General features: G+C 45.2%; 22 protein-coding genes and 1 tRNA gene. 7 read left to right on the top strand and 16 right to left on the bottom strand.

Annotation, left to right across the window (positions count from 1 at the left end):
- Positions 1-15: 15 nt before the first annotated feature.
- The 4 genes from ybaK to copA form a co-directional block, all read right to left on the bottom strand.
- On the bottom strand, positions 16-495 hold the full coding sequence (gene ybaK, locus QS795_RS12945) for a Cys-tRNA(Pro)/Cys-tRNA(Cys) deacylase YbaK (protein WP_036952167.1): 480 nt from the start codon (positions 493-495) through the stop codon (positions 16-18).
- A gap of 35 nt (positions 496-530) precedes the next feature.
- Positions 531-1337 (bottom strand): TraB/GumN family protein, encoded by an 807-nt coding sequence (locus QS795_RS12940; RefSeq protein ID WP_318626527.1) that lies wholly within the window; start codon positions 1335-1337, stop codon positions 531-533.
- Between the two features lie 189 nt (positions 1338-1526).
- A complete protein-coding gene (locus tag QS795_RS12935) occupies positions 1527-2099 on the bottom strand; it encodes an HdeD family acid-resistance protein (protein WP_286271353.1) in 573 nt (190 codons plus the stop codon).
- A gap of 144 nt (positions 2100-2243) precedes the next feature.
- Positions 2244-4982 carry a copper-exporting P-type ATPase CopA gene (gene copA, locus QS795_RS12930; RefSeq protein WP_286271355.1) on the bottom strand — a complete coding sequence of 913 codons (2739 nt, stop codon included), beginning with the start codon at positions 4980-4982 and terminating at the stop codon, positions 2244-2246.
- Between the two features lie 117 nt (positions 4983-5099).
- On the opposite strand from copA, the gene cueR reads away from it, so the two are divergent.
- Positions 5100-5510 carry a Cu(I)-responsive transcriptional regulator gene (gene cueR / locus QS795_RS12925; RefSeq protein ID WP_036952159.1) on the top strand — a complete coding sequence of 137 codons (411 nt, stop codon included), beginning with the start codon at positions 5100-5102 and terminating at the stop codon, positions 5508-5510.
- Here the strand turns inward: cueR and QS795_RS12920 are convergent.
- The 5 genes from QS795_RS12920 to tesA form a co-directional block, all read right to left on the bottom strand.
- The gene (locus QS795_RS12920; protein WP_154602449.1) at positions 5464-5943 is read right to left on the bottom strand and encodes an NfeD family protein; all 480 of its coding nucleotides are present in this window, start codon (positions 5941-5943) and stop codon (positions 5464-5466) included. The two genes, cueR and QS795_RS12920, sit on opposite strands and share 47 nt — an antisense overlap.
- The gene (locus QS795_RS12915) at positions 5940-6890 is read right to left on the bottom strand and encodes an SPFH domain-containing protein (protein ID WP_132496720.1); all 951 of its coding nucleotides are present in this window, start codon (positions 6888-6890) and stop codon (positions 5940-5942) included. Before QS795_RS12915 ends, QS795_RS12920 begins: the two co-directional genes overlap by 4 nt.
- 13 nt (positions 6891-6903) lie before the next feature.
- Entirely contained in the window at positions 6904-7761 is an 858-nt protein-coding gene (locus QS795_RS12910) for a co-chaperone YbbN (protein ID WP_036952152.1), read from the bottom strand.
- Positions 7762-7824: 63 nt separating this feature from the next.
- Positions 7825-8610 carry an SDR family oxidoreductase gene (locus tag QS795_RS12905; RefSeq protein WP_154637802.1) on the bottom strand — a complete coding sequence of 262 codons (786 nt, stop codon included), beginning with the start codon at positions 8608-8610 and terminating at the stop codon, positions 7825-7827.
- Between the two features lie 120 nt (positions 8611-8730).
- Positions 8731-9366 (bottom strand): multifunctional acyl-CoA thioesterase I/protease I/lysophospholipase L1, encoded by a 636-nt coding sequence (gene tesA / locus QS795_RS12900; protein WP_036952149.1) that lies wholly within the window; start codon positions 9364-9366, stop codon positions 8731-8733.
- Between tesA and ybbA the strand changes: the two genes are divergently transcribed.
- The 3 genes from ybbA to QS795_RS12885 all read left to right on the top strand — a co-directional run bounded on the left by ybbA (position 9334) and on the right by QS795_RS12885 (position 14063).
- The gene (ybbA, locus tag QS795_RS12895) at positions 9334-10020 is read left to right on the top strand and encodes a putative ABC transporter ATP-binding protein YbbA (RefSeq protein ID WP_318626526.1); all 687 of its coding nucleotides are present in this window, start codon (positions 9334-9336) and stop codon (positions 10018-10020) included. The two genes, tesA and ybbA, sit on opposite strands and share 33 nt — an antisense overlap.
- Positions 10017-12464, top strand: coding sequence for a putative ABC transporter permease subunit YbbP (gene ybbP, locus QS795_RS12890; protein ID WP_286271361.1), 2448 nt, complete (start codon positions 10017-10019; stop codon positions 12462-12464). Before ybbA ends, ybbP begins: the two co-directional genes overlap by 4 nt.
- A 231-nt stretch (positions 12465-12695) precedes the next feature.
- A complete protein-coding gene (locus tag QS795_RS12885; RefSeq protein ID WP_286271362.1) occupies positions 12696-14063 on the top strand; it encodes an esterase-like activity of phytase family protein in 1368 nt (455 codons plus the stop codon).
- A 108-nt stretch (positions 14064-14171) separates the two neighbouring features.
- Here QS795_RS12885 and QS795_RS12880 read toward each other — a convergent pair whose 3' ends face one another.
- From QS795_RS12880 to ppiB, 5 genes are all read right to left on the bottom strand, one after another.
- A complete protein-coding gene (locus tag QS795_RS12880) occupies positions 14172-15425 on the bottom strand; it encodes an MFS transporter (protein WP_036952144.1) in 1254 nt (417 codons plus the stop codon).
- 120 nt (positions 15426-15545) lie between these two features.
- Entirely contained in the window at positions 15546-16631 is a 1086-nt protein-coding gene (gene purK / locus QS795_RS12875; protein ID WP_286271364.1) for a 5-(carboxyamino)imidazole ribonucleotide synthase, read from the bottom strand.
- Positions 16631-17146 (bottom strand): 5-(carboxyamino)imidazole ribonucleotide mutase, encoded by a 516-nt coding sequence (gene purE, locus QS795_RS12870; RefSeq protein ID WP_154627529.1) that lies wholly within the window; start codon positions 17144-17146, stop codon positions 16631-16633. Before purE ends, purK begins: the two co-directional genes overlap by 1 nt.
- 186 nt (positions 17147-17332) lie before the next feature.
- Positions 17333-18055: a UDP-2,3-diacylglucosamine diphosphatase gene (gene lpxH, locus QS795_RS12865; RefSeq protein ID WP_286271365.1), complete on the bottom strand. Its 723-nt coding sequence runs from the start codon at positions 18053-18055 to the stop codon at positions 17333-17335.
- Between the two features lie 11 nt (positions 18056-18066).
- Positions 18067-18561, bottom strand: coding sequence for a peptidylprolyl isomerase B (gene ppiB / locus QS795_RS12860; RefSeq protein ID WP_006659258.1), 495 nt, complete (start codon positions 18559-18561; stop codon positions 18067-18069).
- 300 nt (positions 18562-18861) lie between these two features.
- Between ppiB and cysS the strand changes: the two genes are divergently transcribed.
- Both cysS and QS795_RS12850 read left to right on the top strand, forming a co-directional pair.
- On the top strand, positions 18862-20250 hold the full coding sequence (gene cysS / locus QS795_RS12855) for a cysteine--tRNA ligase (RefSeq protein ID WP_286271366.1): 1389 nt from the start codon (positions 18862-18864) through the stop codon (positions 20248-20250).
- Positions 20251-20659: 409 nt separating this feature from the next.
- Positions 20660-21745, top strand: coding sequence for a protein-tyrosine phosphatase family protein (locus QS795_RS12850; protein WP_318626525.1), 1086 nt, complete (start codon positions 20660-20662; stop codon positions 21743-21745).
- Positions 21746-21808: 63 nt separating this feature from the next.
- Here the strand turns inward: QS795_RS12850 and ybcJ are convergent, their stop codons facing one another.
- Positions 21809-22021, bottom strand: coding sequence for a ribosome-associated protein YbcJ (gene ybcJ, locus QS795_RS12845; RefSeq protein WP_108478314.1), 213 nt, complete (start codon positions 22019-22021; stop codon positions 21809-21811).
- A 17-nt stretch (positions 22022-22038) separates the two neighbouring features.
- The gene (gene folD, locus QS795_RS12840; protein ID WP_036952132.1) at positions 22039-22896 is read right to left on the bottom strand and encodes a bifunctional methylenetetrahydrofolate dehydrogenase/methenyltetrahydrofolate cyclohydrolase FolD; all 858 of its coding nucleotides are present in this window, start codon (positions 22894-22896) and stop codon (positions 22039-22041) included.
- Positions 22897-23084: 188 nt separating this feature from the next.
- Between folD and QS795_RS12835 the strand changes: the two genes are divergently transcribed.
- Positions 23085-23161 (top strand) — tRNA-Arg (locus tag QS795_RS12835).
- Positions 23162-23471 lie beyond the last annotated feature (310 nt).

Below are 23471 nucleotides of genomic sequence, written 5' to 3'. Positions count from 1 at the left end.
GGGGCTTTTTATTTTTTACGATTCTTTCTTAATATCCGCAAAGCTGGCATTTAGTACACTCGCCAGATCGCTTGGTGCGAGTTCTAAATCCAAACCGCGCTTGCCACCGGAAATAAACATAGTCGTAAATTCTTGGGCTTGGCTATCAATCACGGTCGGAAGGCGTTTTTTCTGACCTAATGGGCTGATCCCACCCAGCAAATATCCCGTGGTTTTTTGGGCAATCTGCGGGTCGGCCATTTCGACTTTTTTGACTTTAAATACCTTGGCGACAGATTTGAGATCGAGCTGCCCAGAGACTGGAGTGACAGCCACGGCTAAGGTTTTTTGATCGCCATTAAGCGCGACTAATAAGGTCTTGAAGACTTGCTTGGCATCTAAGCCTAATTTTTGGACGGCTTCATCACCAAAATTACTCTCATTGGGATCGTGATCATAAGGGTGTAGCGTGAATTTAATTTTTTGTTTTTCCAGTAATTTTACTGCCGGAGTCATAATTATTCCTTTTCTTTTTTCATGACTGGGTTTTATCAATTATCGTTTCGTAAATAATCAATTAAGCTCTGTTCACCAAATAAATGCAGCGCCCCCACGGCGACAACATAATTGCCCGTAGGCAAGGTTTTCAGCTTGCTTGCCCATTCCTGATTACGCTGGGTCATCAGCACATTATAAACCCCTTCGCTAAAGGTATTCGGTAATGTAACGCAATTTTCCGGTTGAAAATCCAGCCACCAGCTAATCATGGTTTGCAAGGAGCGGGCATTGGCACGCCAATGGATTAAGGTATCTTGCAATAATGGCAAACCATCATCGGGTAAATCGAGCAGTAATTGCACTTGGGAGTCTACACCTTCTAGCTCAATGATGGGCTTATTTTGGGCTAGCGCGTTATGGATCAGTTGGTAATCAATCCCGTAGTGACCCCGTAAACCCAATAACTGCGCTTGGGTGGCTTGCATGGTCAGGGCGACTTGCCATGAAGGAAGATGGTCAAACTGAGTGGGGGATTGACGTATCTCTTGGCAGTATTGCAAAAACAGGGAAAATTCGGTGTCCGTTAATCGCTGGGAAATCGGCGCTATCAAGGCTGTAGACGTTGGAAAAGGGGAGTTTGCTTGAGTGATATCCGCCTCAACAATCAGACCATTTGCATGGTTGATTTTATCGAGCAAGGTCGCGGATAAGGGAAACATATTTTCAGTTCCCATATGAATACTGCCAACAATGTGCAGCTTTATATTATTAGGCAAGCGAACATCAACAGCAGGATAAGGATAATTCGGAGCCACTCCCCGGTGCAGCCAACTTTTTAAGTTTTCGAGTAGTTTTCCCATCTGATATTTATCCTGATTTAACGACTGAGACAAACAGAGTAAACAATCTTGTGGGAATTTGCGAATTACACCGCACGATACGGTCTATTACTAAAATATTGCCTATCACTAAGCAGACAAATTGCAGATAAAAAAATAGCACCTCATCATCAGGCGCTATTCATTATATTACGTGAGTCATTATGCAAATTAGTCTTTGCGCTTTAATAGGCTTAATAGAGAGAATAAACCAAACGCACTGAAAATTAATTCGATACCGATTAATGCGGTTAACAGCGCAATTGAGGTAATCGGACCATTGCCAATTAATAAGTAAGCAATAAAGAAGTCCAGAACCCCGATAATAATCTGCATCCAACCACCCGCAGATTTAATTTGCTGGATACCGGCATATAGGCGCATTACCCCGCCAATAATAAACAGCGCTGCAATCAGCATTGCCATGGCGATTAAACCCTGTAAAGGCTCTTTGATAAAAGCATAACCGACGATGCAGTAAATAATCCCGATGACAAATCCAAAGAGACGAGACCAACCTGTATAGATAGTGGTGCTCAGGATGCTCACAATGGCGCCGACGCCACTTAAGATTAATAACACGCCCACAATAGCACTGACGGCAATACCAGAGGCAACCGGATTAGCTAAACAGGCGATACCACCTAGCAGTAATAACACGGCGAGAACCGCCAAAATATTACGTTGCTTTTTCACATCACCATTAGCTAAGTTGGTGAGTTTTTCGCGATTAATATTTAACATGGAACCCTCAAACAGTGAAAATAATTAAAATCACTTAATTATAGAACAGGAATGATGAAGTCACTGAGGTATTCGGGCGATTTATTGCGTTGAGTCAAAATGTTGGAAAAGCCACCTTTAAAGAATAAAGGTGGCTTGATGCGGCTATTTTTCAGGTTTGAAACGTAATAAACGGTTGGCGTTGCTGACTACGGTAATGGAAGAGAGCGCCATGGCGGCTCCTGCCACAACAGGGTTCAATAACGTACCAGTAATTGGGTATAAAATACCGGCAGCAATCGGAATACCTAGCGAGTTATACACGAAGGCCCCAAACAAGTTCTGTTTCATATTACGCAGAGTTCCTTTGGAGATAGACACTGCATCTGCAACGCCGTGTAGACTCTGGCGCATCAAGGTAATTGACGCAGTTTCAATCGCAATATCACTGCCGCCACCCATGGCAATCCCGACATCAGCGCGAGCGAGAGCGGGAGCATCGTTGATACCATCACCCACCATTGCCACTTTATGACCTTTGGCTTGCAAAGCTTCAATTGCAGCAGATTTTCCGTCTGGCATCACCCCCGCAATCACTTCGTCAATTCCCGCCTCTTTGGCGATCGCTTTGGCTGTGACTGGGTTATCCCCGGTTAACATCACTAAGCGGAAGCCTTGTTTATGCAGACGGGCGAGGGCGCTAACACTATCTTCACGCAATGGGTCGCGAATAGACAGCAGTGCCGCAATCTGACCATCAACCGCCAATAGCACTGGCGTAACCCCAAGAGACGCTTGCTGATGGAGCGTTTCATCTATTTCACGGGTATCAATCTGGTTTTCAGCCAGCAGTTTCTGATTGCCGAGTAAAACGGTTTTACCCTCAACAACTGCGGTGACACCTAATCCAGCCAAAGTCCTAAATTGCTGATTGGCAACAATATCCAGACCTTTTGCTCGGCTAACAATTGCACGAGCCAGCGGGTGGTTAGAGCCACTTTCGAGGGACGCCGCAAATTGCAGAGCTTGTGATTCATTAAAGCCGTTGAACAGGTGAATATCAGTAACTTGTGGCATACCCTCAGTTAAGGTACCCGTTTTGTCAAAGACGATGGTATCAAGTTCGCTAGCTTGTTGTAGTGCATCCGCATCACGCACCAATACCCCAAATTCTGCAGCGCGACCGACACCAGATATAATTGACATCGGCGTTGCAAGACCTAAAGCACACGGGCAGGCAATAATCAGTACCGTGGTCGTGATAACCAGCGCGTAGGTAATTTGCGGGGCCGGGCCCACGAAATACCAAATTGCCCCTGAAATCACTGCAATAGCTACCACAACAGGGACAAACACTGCCGAAATACGGTCCGCTAATTGCCCGATTTGCGGTTTACTGCTTTGCGCTTGGCGGACTAAGTGAATAATACGCGCTAACGTGGTTTGGCTACCCACAGCGGCAGCGCGGAATAACACGGTACCATCTTGCACAACAGTTCCTGCGTGTACTGCATCGCCACGGCTTTTTTGCTGCGGGATAGGCTCACCCGTTAGCATAGCTTCATCCAGCCACACTTCGCCTTCAATGATTTCGCCATCGACAGGGACACGATCCCCAGTGGTTAAGCGTAAAACCATGCCTTGTTTCACTTGAGCAAGGGGCATATCGACTTCCCCTTGTTCGGTGACAACGCGGGCCGTTGGTGGCGTTAAATCCAACAATCGCTCTAAGGCTTTGGAGGAACGCTGGCGTGCGCGCTGCTCAAGGGCATGACCTAAGTTAATCAGACCGATGATCATGGCGCTGGCTTCGTAATAAAGATGGCGAGCTTGTTCTGGGAACATCTCAGGCCAAATATTGACGACAATCGAGTAGAGCCAAGCCGCACCAGTACCTAAGGCAACCAAGGTATCCATGGTGGCGCTGCCATTTTTTAAACTTTGCCATGCACTGCGATAAAAATGCCCACCTGCAAAAATCATCACCAGCAGCGTTAGCACCCCAATAGTGAGCCAAATGTTGTGGTTATCAGCGCTTAACATCATGTTGTCGCCGATCATCCCCCAAATCATCACGGGCACACCTAAAGCAAGGGCTAGCGCAGATTGCCAACGGAAGCGGCGCATATTAGCTTGCGCGATTTCTTGCTGGCGTTCACGGCGCTTGGCTTCATCTTGGATGATTTCAGCGCCATAACCGGCTTTTACAACAGCTTCAACGAGGTCATCGGGCTTCGCAGTTCCAGTGACTAAAGCACTGCGTTCCGCTAAGTTCACTCGTGCGTTTTCCACGCCAGGTACGCTATTAAGTGCTTTTTGCACTTTACTGACGCAGCTGGCGCAGGTCATGCCATCGAGTAATAATTGAATGCTGTCATCGGTCACGGCAATGTCAGGTTGTTCGCCGAGGTCAGACTCTTGTGCCGGAATATCGCAAACTGCCGCTGAACCCGTTTCCGGCTGTTCAATTGATGTCTTCAGCGGCTCAGTTTTTGGGGAGCTAGCACCTTCTTGGGCAAGTTCTGCGTGGAATCCTGCGCCTTCTACCGCTGCGATTAAATCCGCTGCAGAGGCAGTGCCATAAACTTTCGCCAGTTGAGTATCTACAACCGCAGCAGCAACGCCTTCAACCGCTTCTAATGCTTGCTGGGTTTTCCCTGCGCATTTCATGCAGTTTAAGCCAGAGAGTTGCAATTCAACATTTGGCGCAGTCGCTTCAGTGGCTTCATAACCCGCATCAACAATGGTTTGAATGAGGGATTCGACGCTAGCGCTACTTTCAATTACCGCGTAATCAATAGTGACGTTGACCGATTCAACATCAGGGCGTGCTTGCAGTGCTTTTGTCACGGAGCCGACGCAATGCATGCAGCTCAAACCTTGTAAGGATAGAATTATTTTCATTTTTGATTCTCCGGGCCTTCTCATAACGAGGGGCTATAATTTGTACACAAAATCAGTCTATAATCCGCTATGTAGTTAAGGTTAAACCTTCCCACAAGGGTAAGGTCAAGGGGAATTATGAATATTAGTGAAATTGCCAAAAAAACCGGTCTGACAGCTAAAGCAATTCGCTTTTATGAAGATAAAGGGCTGATCACACCACCGGAACGCGGGGATAATAGTTATCGCTATTATCAAGCCAGACATCTCGATGAGCTGATGCTTTTAAAGCAAGCCAAAGATGTGGGGTTTACGCTGGACGAGTGCGGGGAATTACTGGGATTGTTTCGTAATCCAAGCCGCCACAGTGCGGATGTGAAAAGTGCGACGATAGCGAAAATTGATGAAATTCAGCAGACGATTTTAAAGCTGTCGGCTATTCGAGATACGTTACAAGAATTAGTGGATGTCTGCCCCGGTGATGAAGGGGCAGACTGCCCGATTATTGACCATCTGGCGCGTGGCTGTTGTCACCATGGTAAGGCTTAACTTTTAGGGTGTTTCCGTCCACGGCGGTCACTTCCACTTCAGCTTCCGCTTTTAATGGGACGTCGCTGTATACGCGCCAACTGCCATCGGCGAGGCGCACGCGGCTAAACCCCTCTTCGGTATCAGTTAGCAAGCGTGCCCTGACACCAACCAGCTGGTGGCTGATTTGATTGACATCATCGGCACGGCTGGCTTTGCGGTGACTGAGCCATTTTCGCCATAAAATCGCAGAAACGACGGTAAATACCGCAAATAAGATACCTTGCCATTCCCAACTGAGGAATGGCAATGCAAAGGTGAGCACTCCAACGGTGACGGCGGCAATGCCGGACCAAAGTAGGTAGCCACCTGTGCCAAGAAGTTCAGCAATCAGCAGTAATCCCCCAAGACATAGCCAAAACCAGACGGGTTGAGTGCTGATAAATTCTATCATTCTTTAGCCTGCTTTTTGTTTGCGCCCATTTTTTTGCTTTCGCCAATGAGTTCAGTGATCCCACCAATCGCGCCCATTAAGTTGCTGGCTTCTAATGGCATCATGATCACTTTGCTATTTTCCGCTGAGCCAATGCTGGTCAAGGCGTCAGTGTATTTTTGTGCCACAAAGTAGTTGATAGCCTGCATATCACCGGCGGCGATCGCTTCAGAAACCATTTGAGTCGCTTTGGCTTCCGCTTCTGCCGCACGCTCACGCGCTTCTGCTTGTAAGAAAGCGGATTGACGTTCACCTTCCGCTTTCAAAATTTGCGACTGCTTTTCACCTTCCGCTTTTAAGATAGCCGCTTGACGAATACCTTCCGCTTCCAGAATATCGGCACGTTTGGTTCGTTCCGCTTTCATCTGAGCGTTCATCGCACTGACCAGTTCTTTTGGCGGTTTGACATCACGAATTTCGATACGGGTGATTTTTACGCCCCATGGGTTGGTGGCTTCATCCACCACGTGCAGTAAGCGGCCATTGATAGAATCACGCTGGGAGAGCATTTCATCCAGCTCCATCGCCCCAAGAACCGTACGGATGTTGGTCATGATGAGGTTCAGAACGGATAATTCTAAATTGCTGACTTCATACGCCGCACGCACTGGGTCAATCACTTGAATAAAGCAGACTGCATCAATGGTCACGTTGGCATTATCACGAGAGATAACTTCTTGGGATGGAATATCAAGGACTTGTTCCATCATATTGATACGGCGACCAATTTTATCCATAAATGGCACTAAAAGGTGTAAACCCGGCTGTAACGTACGGGTATAACGCCCAAAGCGCTCAACTGTCCACTGGAAGCCTTGTGGTACCGTTTTTACGCAAGTGGTAACGATAACAACGGCAATAATGACAAGAATAACAACTGGTAACGCACCAGACGCGAACAAATCCATAGGTAATCCTTAACTAGTAAAGTAATGAATAAACTTGGCGACGGAACTTGCTCGCAAGTGCATCACCTGTTCCCATTGCTGACATGATATCCATCATGGTTTTTTTGATTGCGCCATCCCCTGCGTTTAAGTCTTTGCGTAAGAAGGTGAGCAGCATGTCTAACGCTTCTTCATTGCGATTGACTTCGTGAAGCTTTAACGCCAGTTGAACGGCTAACGTAGTATTTTCTTGATCTTGATTGAATTCTTTTATCAGCTGCTGAATTTCTGGGGTATCCGCAGCTTGTTTGGTTAATTCGATTTGAGCCACTAAGCCTTGATAACGGCTATCTTTATCTTGCATTGGCACAGTGGCTAACAAGGCTTCGGCATCATCAATTAAATGTAGACCAATTTGCACTTCGGCTAATAAGAATGTGATATCGCTGTTTTTAGGCGCAAGTTGGTTGGCTTCTTTCAGTAATGGCAGAGCCTCTTGAAGTTTGCCCTCAGCCACTAATTCAGCGGCTTGCGCGGCTTTTAACTCTTCTGGGCTTGGTAATACGCGAGAGAGTATTTGCAGCACCGCCTCTTCAGGTTGTGGACCTTCGAAGCCATCAACTGGGCGACCATTTTGCAGCACATAAACCGTTGGAACGCCTTTTAAGCCAAATTGGCTGGCGATCATTTGTTCTTCATCGCAGTTAACTTTTGCAAGGATAAATAGCCCCGCGTAATCTTGAGCAATACGCTCTAACATGCTGGTGAACTCTAAGCTTTGCGGGCTGCGTGGTGACCAAAAGTAGAACATGACAGGCATGTTCATGGATTGTTCGATGGTCTGGTGTAGGTTGGTCTCGTTAATATCAATAATTTGTGCGTTAGCTAACATAAACAGTCTCTTTAAAATTCGTTATTAATCATGTCAATGAAATGGGGGCTTAGTTCTGTTTTTTCAATCTTTCTTGCCCTGACCCGCGAGGACTTTGTCCATCAGCTTATCGGGTAATATACGTTTTAGTATACGCACAAAAACCGTTAATAATGTGACGGAGTAGCGTACACGTGGACGCGGACTCTCTAATGCCAAAATCAATTTTTTGACCACATCTTCAGGATATAACGTAAATTTTGCGGCAATTCCCGGATTCTTAACCGGCTTATCTTTCTGAGTTTGCGCCACATTTTGGGTAAAGGCACTGTGGATAGGTCCAGGCTCAATTAAGCTGACGTGAATACCAGAACCTTGTAATTCTAAGCGCAAGGCATCTGACCAAGCTTCCAGCGCATATTTGCTGGCGGCATAAGCTCCGCGACCCGGCGTTGAAATAATGCCCATTACAGAGCTGGTTTGCACGATACGACCTTCATGATGCGGCAGCATGGCGGGAAGCAGCAGGAAGGTCAATTGGTGAACTCCGAAAAAATTACTGGAAAATTGGGATTCCAATTGCTGGCGGCTCACGGTGTTCAATGGGCCATATACTCCGAATCCGGCGTTATTGAATAATCCGAAAAGTTTCCCATTACAGAGCGTCAGAACCTGCTGAGCAGCGGCTTCAACACTTACTGGGTCGTCTAAATCTAACGCCACAGTTTCGAAGCCAAGTGATTGTAATCGTTCAATATCAGCCTGTTTTCGACAGGTGGCTATCACGCGATAACCACGCTGTTTTAAAGTCTGTGCAGCGCACAACCCTATGCCACTTGACGCCCCTGTCACTAATACCGTTTTTTGCATAACTTTACCTACTCTGGGCTAAATGTTCGCTATCATATTGGTTCATTATAATTTATTTACCCAACAAATTTATTTAGCTAATAACTTTATTTGGGTAATAACTTTATTTTATGAACAACTTTATTTGGTTAATAAATAGGGCGATAGCTGTTTTTCCATAAAATCTGCAATCGTGGGCTGGGCTTGCTCAGTTGGATGAATACCATCAGGCTGGATCCATTCCGGTTTGGTGATCACGCTCTCCATAAAAAATGGGATCAGCGGAAGGTTATTTTTTTCAGCCAGCGTTGGGTACACTTTTTCAAAGCTGGATGTATAGCGTTTACCGTAGTTTGGCGGGATACGAATTTGCATTAAGAGCGGTTTAGCACCATTTTGCTCTATTTGGTCAATAATCTGTTGTAATGTTATACCTAACTGTTCAACAGATAGCCCTTGCAAACCATCATTAGCTCCCAGCTCAATCAGCACCCAGTCAGGTTTGTGCTGGGCTAGAAGAGTGGGGAGACGCTCTAACCCTTGAGAGGCGGTATTTCCACTAATACTGCCATTAATAACTAAAATCGGTGGCGACTTTTTTTGCCAACGTTCGGCAAGTAATGTTGCCCAAGCTTGCTCGGCGGGTATTCGATAGCCTGCACTAAGACTATCGCCGAGGATCAATAGTTTCGTTGCCGCGAGTGTTTGACCACTGGCGGTAACTAACAGGAGAAAAACCAATATATGTCGGCGCAAAATATTCTTGAAGTTCATCATCTCATTAAACGTGTTGGTCAAGGTGAACATGAACTGACTATATTGCAAGGAGTCGAGCTAATTGTCGAGTCTGGTCAGACAATTGCCTTAATTGGTGAGTCAGGATCAGGAAAATCCACCTTACTAGGCATTATTGCTGGGTTGGATGATGGCACTAGCGGCACCGTGAAGTTGCTTGACCAAGACTTAACGACCATGGACGAAGAAGCGCGGGCGCGATTACGGGCGCAAAGTGTCGGCTTTGTTTTCCAATCCTTTATGCTTATTCCAACCTTGAATGCGCTTGAAAACGTTCAATTACCTTCATTACTACGTGGCGAATCCGAGGCTAAAAGTCACCAGCAGGCAGTGAGCTTACTGACGGATTTAGGGTTAGGGAATCGCTTAAAGCATATGCCTGCTCAGCTTTCGGGCGGTGAACAACAACGGGTGGCATTGGCGCGCGCATTTAACGGCCAGCCCAAAATTTTGTTTGCTGATGAACCGACGGGGAACCTTGACCGGCATACGGGGGATAAAATCGCCGATTTGTTATTTGCGATGAACAAAGAGCACGGTACCACGCTAATTTTGGTCACCCATGACAATGAGTTAGCTGCCCGTTGCCAACGTCGATTACGGTTAGTTGATGGGCAACTGAGGGAAGAGTCATGATTTGGCGCTGGTTTTGGCGTGAATGGAAAACGCCGTCTCTGTTGATTGTGTGGCTCGCGTTAACCTTGGCGGTAGCCTGCGTGCTGGCGTTAGGGCGTATCAGTGACCGCATTGAAAATAGCATGAGCTATCAGAGCCAAGAGTTGCTGGCAGGGGATCTGGTGCTGCGTTCATCTCATCCGAGCGATTCAACTTGGCTTGATGCTGCAAAGCAAGCAGGTCTGACTTTGAGCCAGCAGATTTCATTTTCGACCATGGCGTATTCTACTGCTGATGAAGAGGGGCGCCCGCAGTTAGTGTTAGTGAAAGCGGCAGATACGGGGTATCCGCTATACGGTGACTTAGTGACCGAGCCTGCGGGGTTAAAACCCACCAAAGGGCATATTCTCGTCGCTCCGAGGTTATTGGAATTACTGAACTTAAAGGTTGGCGAACAGATTGATATCGGCGATGGGACGTTCACGATTTCAGGGACGTTAATTCAGGAGCCGGATAGTGGTTTTAACCCCTTTCAAATTGCACCGAGGGTGTTGATCTCGATTGAGGATGCGCCATTAACTGGGGCGATTCAAGTGGGAAGCCGCTTAACGTATCGCGATATGTTTGCGGGTTCTCGCCAAGCGATTGATGTATTCAAAGAGAAATATGATGCTCAGTTACGTAGCGATCAGCGCTGGTATACTTTGGATGATGACAGCGGTGCGGTGGGGAAAACCTTTAAGCGCGCTCAGCAGTTTTTACTGTTATCGGTGTTGCTAACGCTGTTATTGGCGATCGCGGCGGTGGTGGTGTCAATGACCCATTATTGTCGAAGCCGTCATCAGCTTATTGCGGTTTTGAAAACACTAGGGGCTGGCCGCAGTGCGCTACGTAAGTGGATTATTGGTCAGTGGTTAGTGATTTTAGTGGCTGCGGCATTATTAGGGTCTTTGCTGGGACTGGCTTTTGAAGGCATTTTAATGCAGATATTGTCGGCAATGTTACCTAAAGCCTTGCCGAGCGCCAGTCTTTGGCCGTGGATCTGGGCGGTGGCCACGCTGTTTATCATCGCGATTATTGTGGGGATCCGTCCTTACTACCAATTAATGGGCACTCAACCTTCTCGAGTGTTACGGGAAGATGCCAAATCACCCATTTGGCCACTGTATTATTATCTGCCTGTGGTTACGTTGATTGTGGTCGGCGGGTTATTCCTGTTTGCGGGGGTAAACCCACTGCTATGGTCAATCTTACTGGGGATTGTCGTAGTAGCGGTGCTTCTGGCATTAATTGGTTGGCTAGGGTTGTGGTTGCTGAGAAAAATGCAATTTCGCCAGCTAAGCTTGCGTTTATCAGTCAGTCGCTTGTTACGCCAACCATTGCAAACTATTACGCAGATGAGCGCATTTTCACTGTCATTTATGTTATTGGCGTTATTGATTTTGGTTCGAGGGGATCTTTTAGATCGCTGGCAGCAGCAGCTCCCTGCGGATAGCCCGAACTATTTTCTGATCAATATGACTCAGTCTCAGCTTGATCCCGTAACGCAGCTTTTGAAGCAGTACCAAGTCACTCCAACGGAGTTTAATCCGGTTGTGTTAGCGCGTTTATCGGAAATAAATGATCAGTCTGCGATTGAGTGGGCGGATGCTCGCGATCCCAATAATAACACGGTTAGGCGAGAGCTTAGTTTAACGTGGCAATCAACATTGCCGCCTGCAAACGAGTTAGAGCAAGGGAGTTGGCCACCGAAAGCGGGGGAAGTTTCCATTGAGCAAACTGTCGTTAAAGAGTTAGGGTTAAAAATCGGCGATAAGCTAACATTCAATGCAGGTTCGCAGATTTTCACGGCAAAAGTGAGTAGTATTCGTAAAGTGGATTGGGAAAGTTTGCGTCCTAATTTCTACTTTATTTTTGCGGAAGAAACGTTATCACCAATGCCAGAAACGTGGTTGAGTAGCTTCCATTATGATGGTGATGGGCAACTGTTAACTCAGTTGAGCCATCAGTATCCGACGATTAATGTGCTGGATACTGGCGCTATCATCACGCAAATTCAGCAGATTTTACAGCAGGTAAGCCAAGCTTTAGAAGTGATGGTGGTCTTGGTGATTTTCTGTGGCTTATTATTGCTACTCGCACAGATTCAAGTGGGTATGAGCCAACGAGAGCGGGAGCTGGTGGTGTATCGCACCCTCGGTGCGAGCAAAAAATTGATGCGCCGTACTTTATGGAGTGAATTTGCCTTACTCGGTGGAATGGCAGGGCTAGCTGCGGCATTTGGGGCTGAAGTCGCACTATGGTTACTGCAAACTAAGGTATTTGATTTCCCGTGGCAGCCAGAATGGCGCTTGTGGGTGCTATTACCGCTCTGTGCTGGGTTCTTATTATCGGTGTGCGGCGGTTGGTTGGGGCTGAGATTACTCGGTACTGGCAATCAACATCGCCGATTATCAAACGGTTAATGGGATAAAAAATAGAATAGCCACGAAGGTGGCTATTCTATTTAAAAATGAAAATCGGATGCTTGAGCTTCGCTGTATAAGTTTTTTAAGTTTATGTATCAACATCAAATAAATATTATTTTGTTAATGCGACTGGTTAAACGAACTGTCTCTAATCCTTCACAAAACCTTCATTCACCGTGGTTATGATTCCTGTGTCAATTATTGATGCGACTAAATAGGAAAATAACAATGGCTCGCCGAACTCCAATAACATTTAAGCTGACATCACTCTCTTTACTGATGGGATTACTTTCTTTTAGCACCACAGGGTTTGCTCAAAAACAAGTTCCAGCCACTCTCGCAGGGCATGCCATTTTATCGGTGGATACGACAGTACCAACGCCGGAAAATGCACCGTCCGATATGCAATACAGCGGCAAATACACCACAGGAACCCGTGTTGATACGCTGGGTAAAGTTGAAGGGAAGTCCGATGGACGCCCAACAGGTAAGTTTGTGCCTATCAAGGGGCAGCCGTTACAAGGTCATTCGGGTATCAAGCGTATGGATGATGGTACCTACTGGGTTCTGACGGATAATGGTTTTGGGAATAAAATGAATTCCCCCGATTCGATGCTCTATTTAACCCAATATGATATTGATTTTAAAACGGGAAAAACCAACCCGTTGAAAACGATTTTCTTCCACGACCCCAATAAAATCATTCCTTTTCATATTATTAACGAAAGTAGTGAACAGCGTTACTTAACAGGCAGTGACTTTGACCCAGAGAGTTTTCAATTTGCGGATGGGGCTTTGTGGGTGGGAGATGAATTTGGACCTTATCTCATCAAGATGGATTTAAATGGCAAGGTGTTGGCGCTATTTGAAACGCAAGTTGAAGGCAAGAAAGTTGTTTCCCCTGACCACTACACACTGACAACGCCGGGTAAACCTGCGGATAAAGTGACTTTCCAAGTCAATCGCTCAAAAGGTTTTGAGGGAATGGCATCATCGCCGGATGGCACCAAACTTTATCCGATGCTGGAAGGGGCTTTGTGGCAAGAAGATAAACAAGACCACGAGAATGTGAACGGCAAAAAAGCGGCGCGTATTCTTGAATTTGATGTGAAAAAGCAAGATTGGACGGGGCGCAGTTGGTTATATGTGTTTGAAGATAATCAAAATGCCATCGGTGATTTTAACCTGATTGATGACACTCACGGTTTAATTATCGAACGTGATAATGGGGAAGGCACTGCGGATAAAGCGTGTGCGGAAGGCGCAACAAACAAAGAAAATTGCTTTAGCAATTTAGCCAAATTTAAACGTGTTTATCGTATTGAGTTTTCGGATAAAAATGTAGGTGGTGCAGTGGATAAGCAAGCCTATATTGACCTGATGAGCATCCAAGATCCTAATAATCTAGCCAGAAAACCGCTAAATGATGGGGTATTTACCTTCCCATTCTTCACGATTGAAAACGTGGATGTGGTGGATGATGAACATATTATTGTCGGTAACGATAATAACTACCCATTCTCTTCCAGTCGTGAACCCAATCAAGCGGATGATAATGAATTTATCTTGCTGAAAGTACCAGAGTTATTGAAGTAATGCGTAATCGGTTATACCGGTAAGAAGTAGAACGTGTAAATGGATCCTTGTTTTTCCCTTGGTTTGATATTTGCTCGGGTTATCCCCGAGCATTTTTCTTTTTGTGGGCTAATCTTTTTTTACTTCTAAAGCAGGGGGCTTCATCATCAACGTAAAAAAGAGAATGACAATGACAGGGGCGGCGATGGTTAAAAATGCAGGGGTAAAACTACCCGTAATATCTTTAATTGCCCCTGCGATAAATGGCGCTAAACAGGCAATTGTTGAGATTAAATTGACGACGGAGAACAACTCTAAATAAGGTCCGCGCCCAAAATAATTGGACAGTAAAACACTGGACGCTAAGAAGGTCATGCCGTAGCCGACACCCACACAAATCACGAACAAAATCAGCCAGAACCATGATGTGGAGATACTTAGTGCCACGACGCCAAGCACCATGATAATTAGGCTACCGATCAATAAACGTTTCGGCTCCAGCCATTCACCCGCTGCGCCGCCTAAGAAGCGCGAAAATGCATTCACAAACGCCATGGTACTCAGCAAAGAAACCGCGATAGTCATGCCAAATCCACGCTCTTCAATGTGTGCTACGGCAAAACTGTTCACAGTGATCCCGCACCATAGGAAAGAGGTATACGTCGCAGCAATTAAATAGAATTGCCAAGTGCGTAATGCGCGGCGAACGGTCCAAACTTCAGCGGTACGATAAATAGGCTTATTCGCGTGACTGACTTGTTTTTGCATTACTTTCTTGGCGTGGTCTTGTTCTTTTTTTCCTTCACGTAATGCCAAGATAGTGATGATGGTGACGATGCTAAGATAAACTGCACACAATACCCAGTGCATCCGCCAAGAGCCTAATTGATTCGATGCGTAGAAGTAAATCCAAGGACCGGCAACGCCGCCTAATCCGCCAATTGTGAAATACAATCCAAATGCCAGAGATTGTTTTTCAAATAGGCGAGAAAGTACATAGGTGCCCGGAACGGTCGCTAATAGTGTAAACCCGATGCCAATCAAGGCAGTGCCTAAGAAATAGGTGCTGATAGCTTCGGTGGAATAGAGGCTATAGAAGCCAGAGCAGAACACCAGCATCCCTAAAAGCAGCGTGAGACGAACACCGACTTTACGTATTAGCAATGAGGGTAGAAAGCTCGCTAAACCGCAGGTTAACCCGAGTAAAGTAAAACCAAAGCCTGCCTCAGTCCAACTCCATTTTAATTCGCCGATCATGCTCGGTAATACTACGCCTAATGAGGTGAAGGTGGTGGCGGTAGCAAGGAAGTAAACCAGCCCGAGGAGAATAAGAATTGACCATTGGTATAACGGACTAAATGGTGAGGCTTGTGTTTCTGGCATATGTACTCCAGTGGTGCCCTAGTGAGTTAGTCATCACTCACAAGTAATCACTATAAAAGTAGGGCAAAAATAGCACAATGCCCGAAATATTACTCTCGGGCACGAATAGCGCTATTTTCCCTATTTTTGGCGAGAGTACCAGCCTAATTTTGTTTTTGCCCACTCAATGCCACTTTTATACTCATTTGGCAGCATTGGGATCAAACTATCGAGGGTATTTTCGAGTTGATGAACATCACTATGAGTCAGATTTAAGTGACCCACTTTACGCACTGGGCGCACTTCTTTCTCATACCAATGTAAATGGACTAAAGGTAGATTTAACCATTCTTGGTTAACATCAGTGCCAATTAAATTGACCATTACTGCAGGGCTGAAAACTTCAGGCGTTGGCATCGGTAAATTTAAAATCGCGCGTAAGTGAAGCTCAAATTGGCTAATGGAAGCGCCGTTTTGTGTCCAATGTCCACTATTATGAACGCGAGGGGCGATTTCGTTGATCAGCAGTTTATCGCTAACCACAAAACATTCCATTGCCATCACACCGACATACCCTAACTCATCCATCACGGCACTGAGCATCGCCTGTGCTTGTTGTTGCTGGGCAGGGTTTGCATCAGGGAAAGCGACGCTGGTGCGTAAAATTCCTTCTTGGTGAAGATTATGGGTGATTGGGTAGAATACGGATTCGCCGGATTGACTACGAGCACCAATCACGGAGACTTCAGCATCAAATGGGATCCCTTGCTCTACGATACATTCACCGTAAATTTCTGCTGGGAGGTTTTGCTCGTCACCGGGGCGAACACGCCATTGGCCGCGGCCATCGTAGCCACCCGTTCTGCGCTTGACGATTAAAAAATCACCCAGAGTGGCAAATAATTCAGGCCATTGGTCTGGTGATTCTAATCGTGCCCAAGGCGCTGTCGATAAATTTAACGAGTCGAACAGGCTTTTTTGTGGGAAGCGGTCAGCTAACCGAGGAAAAATATCACGGTTAATAAATGCATTATGACGTGCTAACTCTTTGGTTAATGGGGTTTCAGGCCAGCGCTCAATTTCAGCAGTGATCACACTTTGCTGATAAGGAACGGCTTCAGGCTCGGCATCTAACCCAACCGGAAAGACAGAAATACCCAGCGGTTCGCCTGCTTGGCGCAACATGCGACCTAATTGACCGTTACCAAGGACACAAACCGGTTTCATTACGCTTCCCTCGGATCTGGGTTATTTAATACGTCGTTAGTTTGTGCTTCACGCCATGCGGATAAGCGATTGAATAGTTCGCTGTCATGAGTGGCTAAAATTTGTGCGGCTAGCAGAGCGGCGTTAGCTGAGCCTGCTTTCCCAATAGCAAGTGTGCCAACGGGAATGCCTTTTGGCATTTGAACGATAGAATACAGGCTATCGACACCACTTAATGCCGCGCTCTGTACAGGGACACCAAGGACGGGAACCAGCGTTTTGGCGGCTAACATTCCTGGTAAATGGGCTGCACCACCGGCACCTGCGATGATCACATCAAAACCGTTCTGTTTGGCATTTTCAGCAAAAGAAAACAGTTTGTCTGGCGTGCGGTGTGCAGAAACAATCTCAACATGGAAAGGCAGTTGCAGTTCGGTCAGCACGTCAGCAGCATGCTGCATGGTTGTCCAATCACTTTTAGAACCCATAACAATGGCGATTTTTGCCGCAGATTGAGCAGGAACTTGGGCAGTCATTTGGTGTGATCCCTGTATTGAAAAATATCACCCTGAGGGTGGGAATGTGAATTGCCCCGATCATATCACGGTAATTGGACAAGGAAAACGTTTGCGTGATTATAAAGTAAGCAAACGGTCGTACTGACGACCAACAATTTACCTAGGTGTCTTTATCAAGATAGGAATGCTAAAAAGGAAACTATGTTAAAAAGGAAAGAAAATAAGCTCAATGCCGTTTTCGTTGATCACAAAGGCGGAACCTTCGCTGTGCCATGCGCCTAAAACTCCACGAAAATGAAGTTGACCACCGATATTAATTTCGTGGATAGCAGGGCGATGCGTATGTCCGTGGATCATCCATTGTGCTTGGTGGCGATTTAAGGCATCAATCACCGCGTCAGAATTGACGTCCATAATGGCTTCGGATTTCATACTGCTGGCATATTGGCTATTGCGACGCATTTTTTGCGCAATACGGCGGCGAATAAAGAGCGGTAGAAGTAAAAATACCCGTTGGATCCAAGGAGTATGGACTTTTTTACGGTAGTTTTGATAAGCGGCATCGTCGGTGCATAACGTATCGCCGTGCATAATTAAAATACGCTTATCATAAAGTTCAAGTAAAGTTTCTTGGGGCAAAATGGTCATGCCACACTGCTTTGCATAACGTTGACCCAATAAAAAATCGCGATTGCCATGAATGAAATAACAAGGAATTCCACGTTCACTCAGCTGTTTTAAGGCTTGAGCGATTTGATGATGCAAGGGGGTATTATCATCGTCGCCAATCCAATAATTGAAAAAATCACCGAGGATATACAGGCTGTCGGCGTGGATGGCTTGCTGTTCAATAAATGCAAGAAAACCGGCGGTGATCGCCGGTTCATCTTCACTTAAATGCAAGTCTGCAATGATATAAGTGGACATAAATTCAGGGATTACTCACTGACAGTCACTTTTTCAATCACTACGTCTTCGCGAGGTACGTCTTGGTGGAAACCACTGCGACCTGTGGAAACGCCTTTGATTTTGTCAACAACGTCCATGCCTTCAACCACTTCAGCAAATACACAGTAACCCCAACCATCTGGGCGCTCTGAACGGAAGTTTAAGAAGTCATTGTCAGCGACGTTGATGAAGAATTGTGCTGTTGCTGAGTGTGGATCGTTAGTACGAGCCATTGCTAATGTACCGCGGCTGTTTTTCAGTCCGTTATTAGCTTCGTTCTTGATAGGCGCTTTAGTGTCTTTTTGGTTCATGCCCGGCTCAAAACCACCGCCTTGGATCATGAAGCCGTTAATAACACGGTGGAAAATGGTATTATTGTAGAAACCTTCACGGCAGTAGGTTAAAAAGTTTTCGACAGTAACGGGTGCTTTGTCTGCGAAAGTTTTGATAACGATGTCACCGTGATTGGTATGAAATGTAACCATAATAGCTATCCTGAATAATTGTTTTTTATGCGCTAACTTGCGAAAGCGTTGAGATCAGCAAGTTTATATCACAGATAAAACCTGACTTGAAGCGACAGTGTGTTTGCAAAATAGGTTATCCCATAACAGTGACCTAATAAATCAGGCGATAAAGTCAGGTGCTAACCTTGCTTTCTTCGGGTGATCGCGATTCAATACCGTGCTATTTTCGTAAGGTTGAATCTGGATATTTTATCCTCAACATCGCGATAATCTGATGTATGATAGATATACACGTACTAATAAAATGGAAATAAAAAGATGCTGCAGATTTTCAATACACTGAGTCGTCAAAAAGAAGAATTTAAACCCATCCATGCTGGAAAGATTGGGATGTACGTGTGTGGCATCACCATTTACGATTTGTGTCATATTGGTCACGGTCGTACCTTTGTGGCTTTCGATGCAATTAGCCGCTATTTACGCTATTTAGGTTATGACCTGAATTATGTGCGTAACGTGACGGATATTGATGACAAAATCATTAAACGTGCCGCTGAAAATAATGAAAGCGTGGAAGAGTTAACCACGCGCATGTTAGCGGAAATGCACAAAGATTTTGATGCATTAAATATCCTACGTCCAGACAGCGAACCGCGTGCTACTCGCCATATTCATGAAATCATTGAGCTAACCGAAAGCTTGATTGAGCGCGGTCATGCTTATGTTGCAGATAATGGCGATGTGATGTTTGAAGTCAAAACTGATCCAAATTACGGCTTATTATCTCGCCAAGATTTAGACCAGCTTCAAGCGGGTGCCCGTGTTGAAGTGGCTGATGTAAAACGTAATCCAATGGACTTCGTGTTATGGAAAATGTCCAAAGAGGGTGAACCAAGCTGGGAATCACCGTGGGGATTAGGTCGTCCAGGTTGGCATATTGAATGTTCGGCAATGAACAGCAAAACATTAGGCAACCATTTTGATATTCATGGCGGCGGTTCAGATTTAATGTTCCCGCACCATGAAAATGAAATTGCACAATCTACTTGTGCCCATGATGGCCCGTACGTTAATTACTGGATGCACTCCGGTATGGTGATGGTTGATAGAGAGAAAATGTCTAAATCTCTCAACAACTTCTTTACCATCCGTGATGTATTAGAGTACTACGATGCAGAAACCGTACGTTATTTCCTGCTTTCGGGTCACTATCGTAGCCAATTGAACTATACCGAAGAGAACTTAAAGCAAGCCCGCACCGCGTTAGAGCGTCTGTATACCGCGCTGCGTGGTACGGATAAATCGGCTGCACCAGCAGGCGGTGAAGTGTATAAGAGCCGTTTCTGTGAAGCGATGAATGACGACTTCAATACACCAGAAGCTTATTCGGCATTGTTTGATATGGCGCGTGAATTAAACCGCTTGAAAACTGAAAACATGGATGCAGCAAACGGTATGGCGGCTCAATTACGTGAGCTGGCAAAAGTGCTGGGTCTGTTAGAGCAAGATCCTGAAACCTTCCTGCAAGGTGGCGCACAAGGCGAAGATGACGCGGAAGTCGCAAAAATCGAAGCACTGATTAAACAGCGTAACGATGCGCGTCAAAGTAAGGATTGGGCGCTGGCGGATCAGGCACGCGATGCTTTAACAGCGATGGGAATTGTGTTGGAGGATTCGTCTGCTGGCACGACGTGGCGTCGCAAATAATATTCGTCATATTTCGCGCTGTGGCGTTGTTGGCGTCACTCGGCTACTCGGGTCACATACTTATGTATGCTCCCCGAGATATCCTTGCTAGCCGCCTAGCCACAACACGAACTATTTAGAATATTACTCTTTCTCGAACTTTGCGTAATACCTGTTTGCTACAATTCGAGTAATTTAGAGAATTTAGGTTGACCAAGTTAGTCAGGTTAATCAGGTTAACAAATAAGAATAAGGCCCACTAAAAATGATCTATTTTTGGTGGCTTTTTTTATGGGTATTGCGGCTAAATTTGCAAGAGAGGATGAGGGTTATTGGCGATACTGTTGAGTGAAATATTAACAGTGGAATTTAACATTGGGTCACCGAAATGGTGAATTCACTCACAATGAAAACATAGATAAGGATAAATATGTTTCCAATAAACGCTAATCGACTAACCGTATCTCAATCGACAGAATTTCCTGCATCATCAACTGCAAGCCATTTCCCTAAGCGTATTCATTCTATCCAAAATATCTCCGAACTTAGCCCTCACTTGTCTGAAGCAAAATCCGTCAAAAAAAATAGGCTAAAGTTGAAATTAAATATAGAAGCCGCTACCCAAGTTTCGGTATTCGATAAATTGACTGAAAAAACGCAGTTATTGCTGAATGAAAAAAACATTGAATACGATACGGAGAATAGAGGGCAGCGATATCCCAATATTGGTAGTGCGAAACACACGCAAATATCAATACGGAGTGTCGATAAATCCATTGTGCCTCTCGCAGCTAATCGACTACAAATTAATGGGGAAAATTTAGCTATTCGCTGCCAATACCCCAAAGATAATGCTCAAGCCATTGAAAATCATCTATCTATGCTCATGGCAAATAAGACTCCGATATTAGTTGTCTTAGCATCAAAGCAAGAGATCCACGGTTCTGTTTTTCAAAAAGATAAGCTGCCACCTTACTTTATGAGTAATCAAAAATATGGCGCCATTGAAGTTACCACTAAGCGAGAAAAAAAAGACTATAAAGTAGAACCTAAACAAATCAATGTAGGAGAAAAATCATTAGAGTTTAGCCAATATAAAATGGATATTTTTAATGGCTATAAAAAGCATTCAATCCCTGTGATCCACGTGACTAATTGGGATGATGGTGGAACGGTGTCAACCGAGGAATTAATTAAATTAAACCGGATTATTGGAACAATTAATGAAGGCAGCTTATTTGAACTCTATAAAAATCAAGGAGTAGAAATAGAAGGAAAAAATAAACCACTTCCCGTTATTCATTGCAAAGCTGGCATTGGCCGAACAGGGGTATTAGCAGCATGCATGCAGTGGAGGAAGGCAGGAAATAAATTATCGATGGAAAATATCGTATTAGCGTTGCGGGAGACAGGAAGCCCGAATATGGTTCAAAATGAAGCGCAATATCGGCAATTACAAGAATTCACAAATGCACCATTATCCCCAACAAAAACAAGCAGTAAGTGGGCTTTTTGATTGGGTAACAAAAGGTAAGCTGAATTGGGTCTCAGCTTACCTCCATCAAGGATGTGGTTAGAACTACTCTTGTACCTTGATTTGCTCGCTTCCCATAGAAACGACTTTGCCTGCGACAATTTTGCAGCGTTTACGTGTTTCAACAACGCCATCAACTTGCACTAAGCCATCAGCAATCATTGATTTTGCCATCGCACCACTTTCTGCCCAACCTTCAATTTTTAGCAGGTCGCATAGCTCGATATGGGGATGACCATCAAGATGAAAAATATCCATTGTGACTCCAAATTACATTAAATATCGTGGTACTCTTCGCACGCCTGTAGCGTGTTTTGAATCAGTGTAGCCACGGTCATTGGCCCAACACCGCCCGGTACTGGCGTGATCCATGCAGCGCGTTTTGACGCTTCATCGAAATCAACATCTCCAGTCACTTTGCCATTTTCTAAGCGGTTAATACCCACATCGATAACGATAGCGCCCGGTTTGATCCATTCGCCTGGAATAAAGTTAGGTTTACCCACAGCCACGACCAGTAGATCCGCATTACGGACATGCTGTTCGAGATCTTTGGTAAAGCGATGGGTGACGGTGGTGGTGCAGCCCGCTAATAATAATTCAAGGCTCATCGGACGACCAACAATATTTGATGCGCCAATGATAACGGCATTTAAACCGTAGGTATTAATGTCATAACGCTCAAGTAAGGTAACAATCCCTCTTGGCGTACAAGGACGCAGGCGAGGGGCACGTTGACATAAGCGACCGACGTTATAAGGGTGGAAACCATCGACGTCTTTATCGGGATGAATGCGTTCAATCACTTTGACGTTATCAATGCCAGCAGGTAATGGTAATTGAACTAAGATGCCATCAATTTCATTATCTTGGTTAAGGTCATCAATCAGCTTGAGCAGTTCAGCTTCAGTGGTCGTGTCTGGTAAATCATAGGAGCGAGAAATAAAGCCAACTTCTTCGCAAGCACGTCGCTTACTGCCAACATAAATTTGAGAAGCGGGGTTAGCGCCTACGAGAATAACGGCAAGCCCTGGAGCTCGTTTACCATTGGCAATACGAGTTTGTACTTTTTGAGCAACTTCCTGTCTAATTGCTTGCGCAATCGTTTTCCCATCAATAATTTTTGCTAACATCTGTAACTTAATCCATATATGAGACACGGGGGATGCCTCTATTTTGTCAGAACTTGCTAGCAATGTCAGGTCTATCTGATAGATAAAGTAACCATATCGTTATTTAAGTAGTGAAAAGCCATTGACTCGGCGCTCAGCAACCGTATAATTCAACGCCATCAGCCAGATAGGCTGTCTGCGCATACAATGCGCCCTTAGCTCAGTTGGATAGAGCAACGGCCTTCTAAGCCGTAGGTCACAGGTTCGAATCCTGTAGGGCGTACCATTCTCAAGCAAGCGCATCTCAATAGACATCAAAGGATGTCTTTTTTTATGCCTAAAATTCAGGGAATCAGCTGATCTTAGCCTATCTTCGTTCAATTAACGTCTACCTATTTAACTATAAGGTAATTCATCATTAATACCTAAAATAGTTGTAGATTTTGGATGTTGATATCCTTGTTAGGTGATGAATATGGTGCTTTCTGCTCAAACTAAGCCATATAATATTTAACTGTTGATTTTGTTATTTAACACTTCATTAATTGAATTATATTATATTGCAAAATGTCCTATTTGTTTAAAACAGAGCAAGA

It is taken from the genome of Providencia zhijiangensis (assembly GCF_030315915.2).
Lineage (GTDB): Bacteria > Pseudomonadota > Gammaproteobacteria > Enterobacterales > Enterobacteriaceae > Providencia > Providencia zhijiangensis.
Note: the sequence above shows the minus strand (reverse complement) of the source record. Positions and strands in the feature narration are given on the sequence as shown.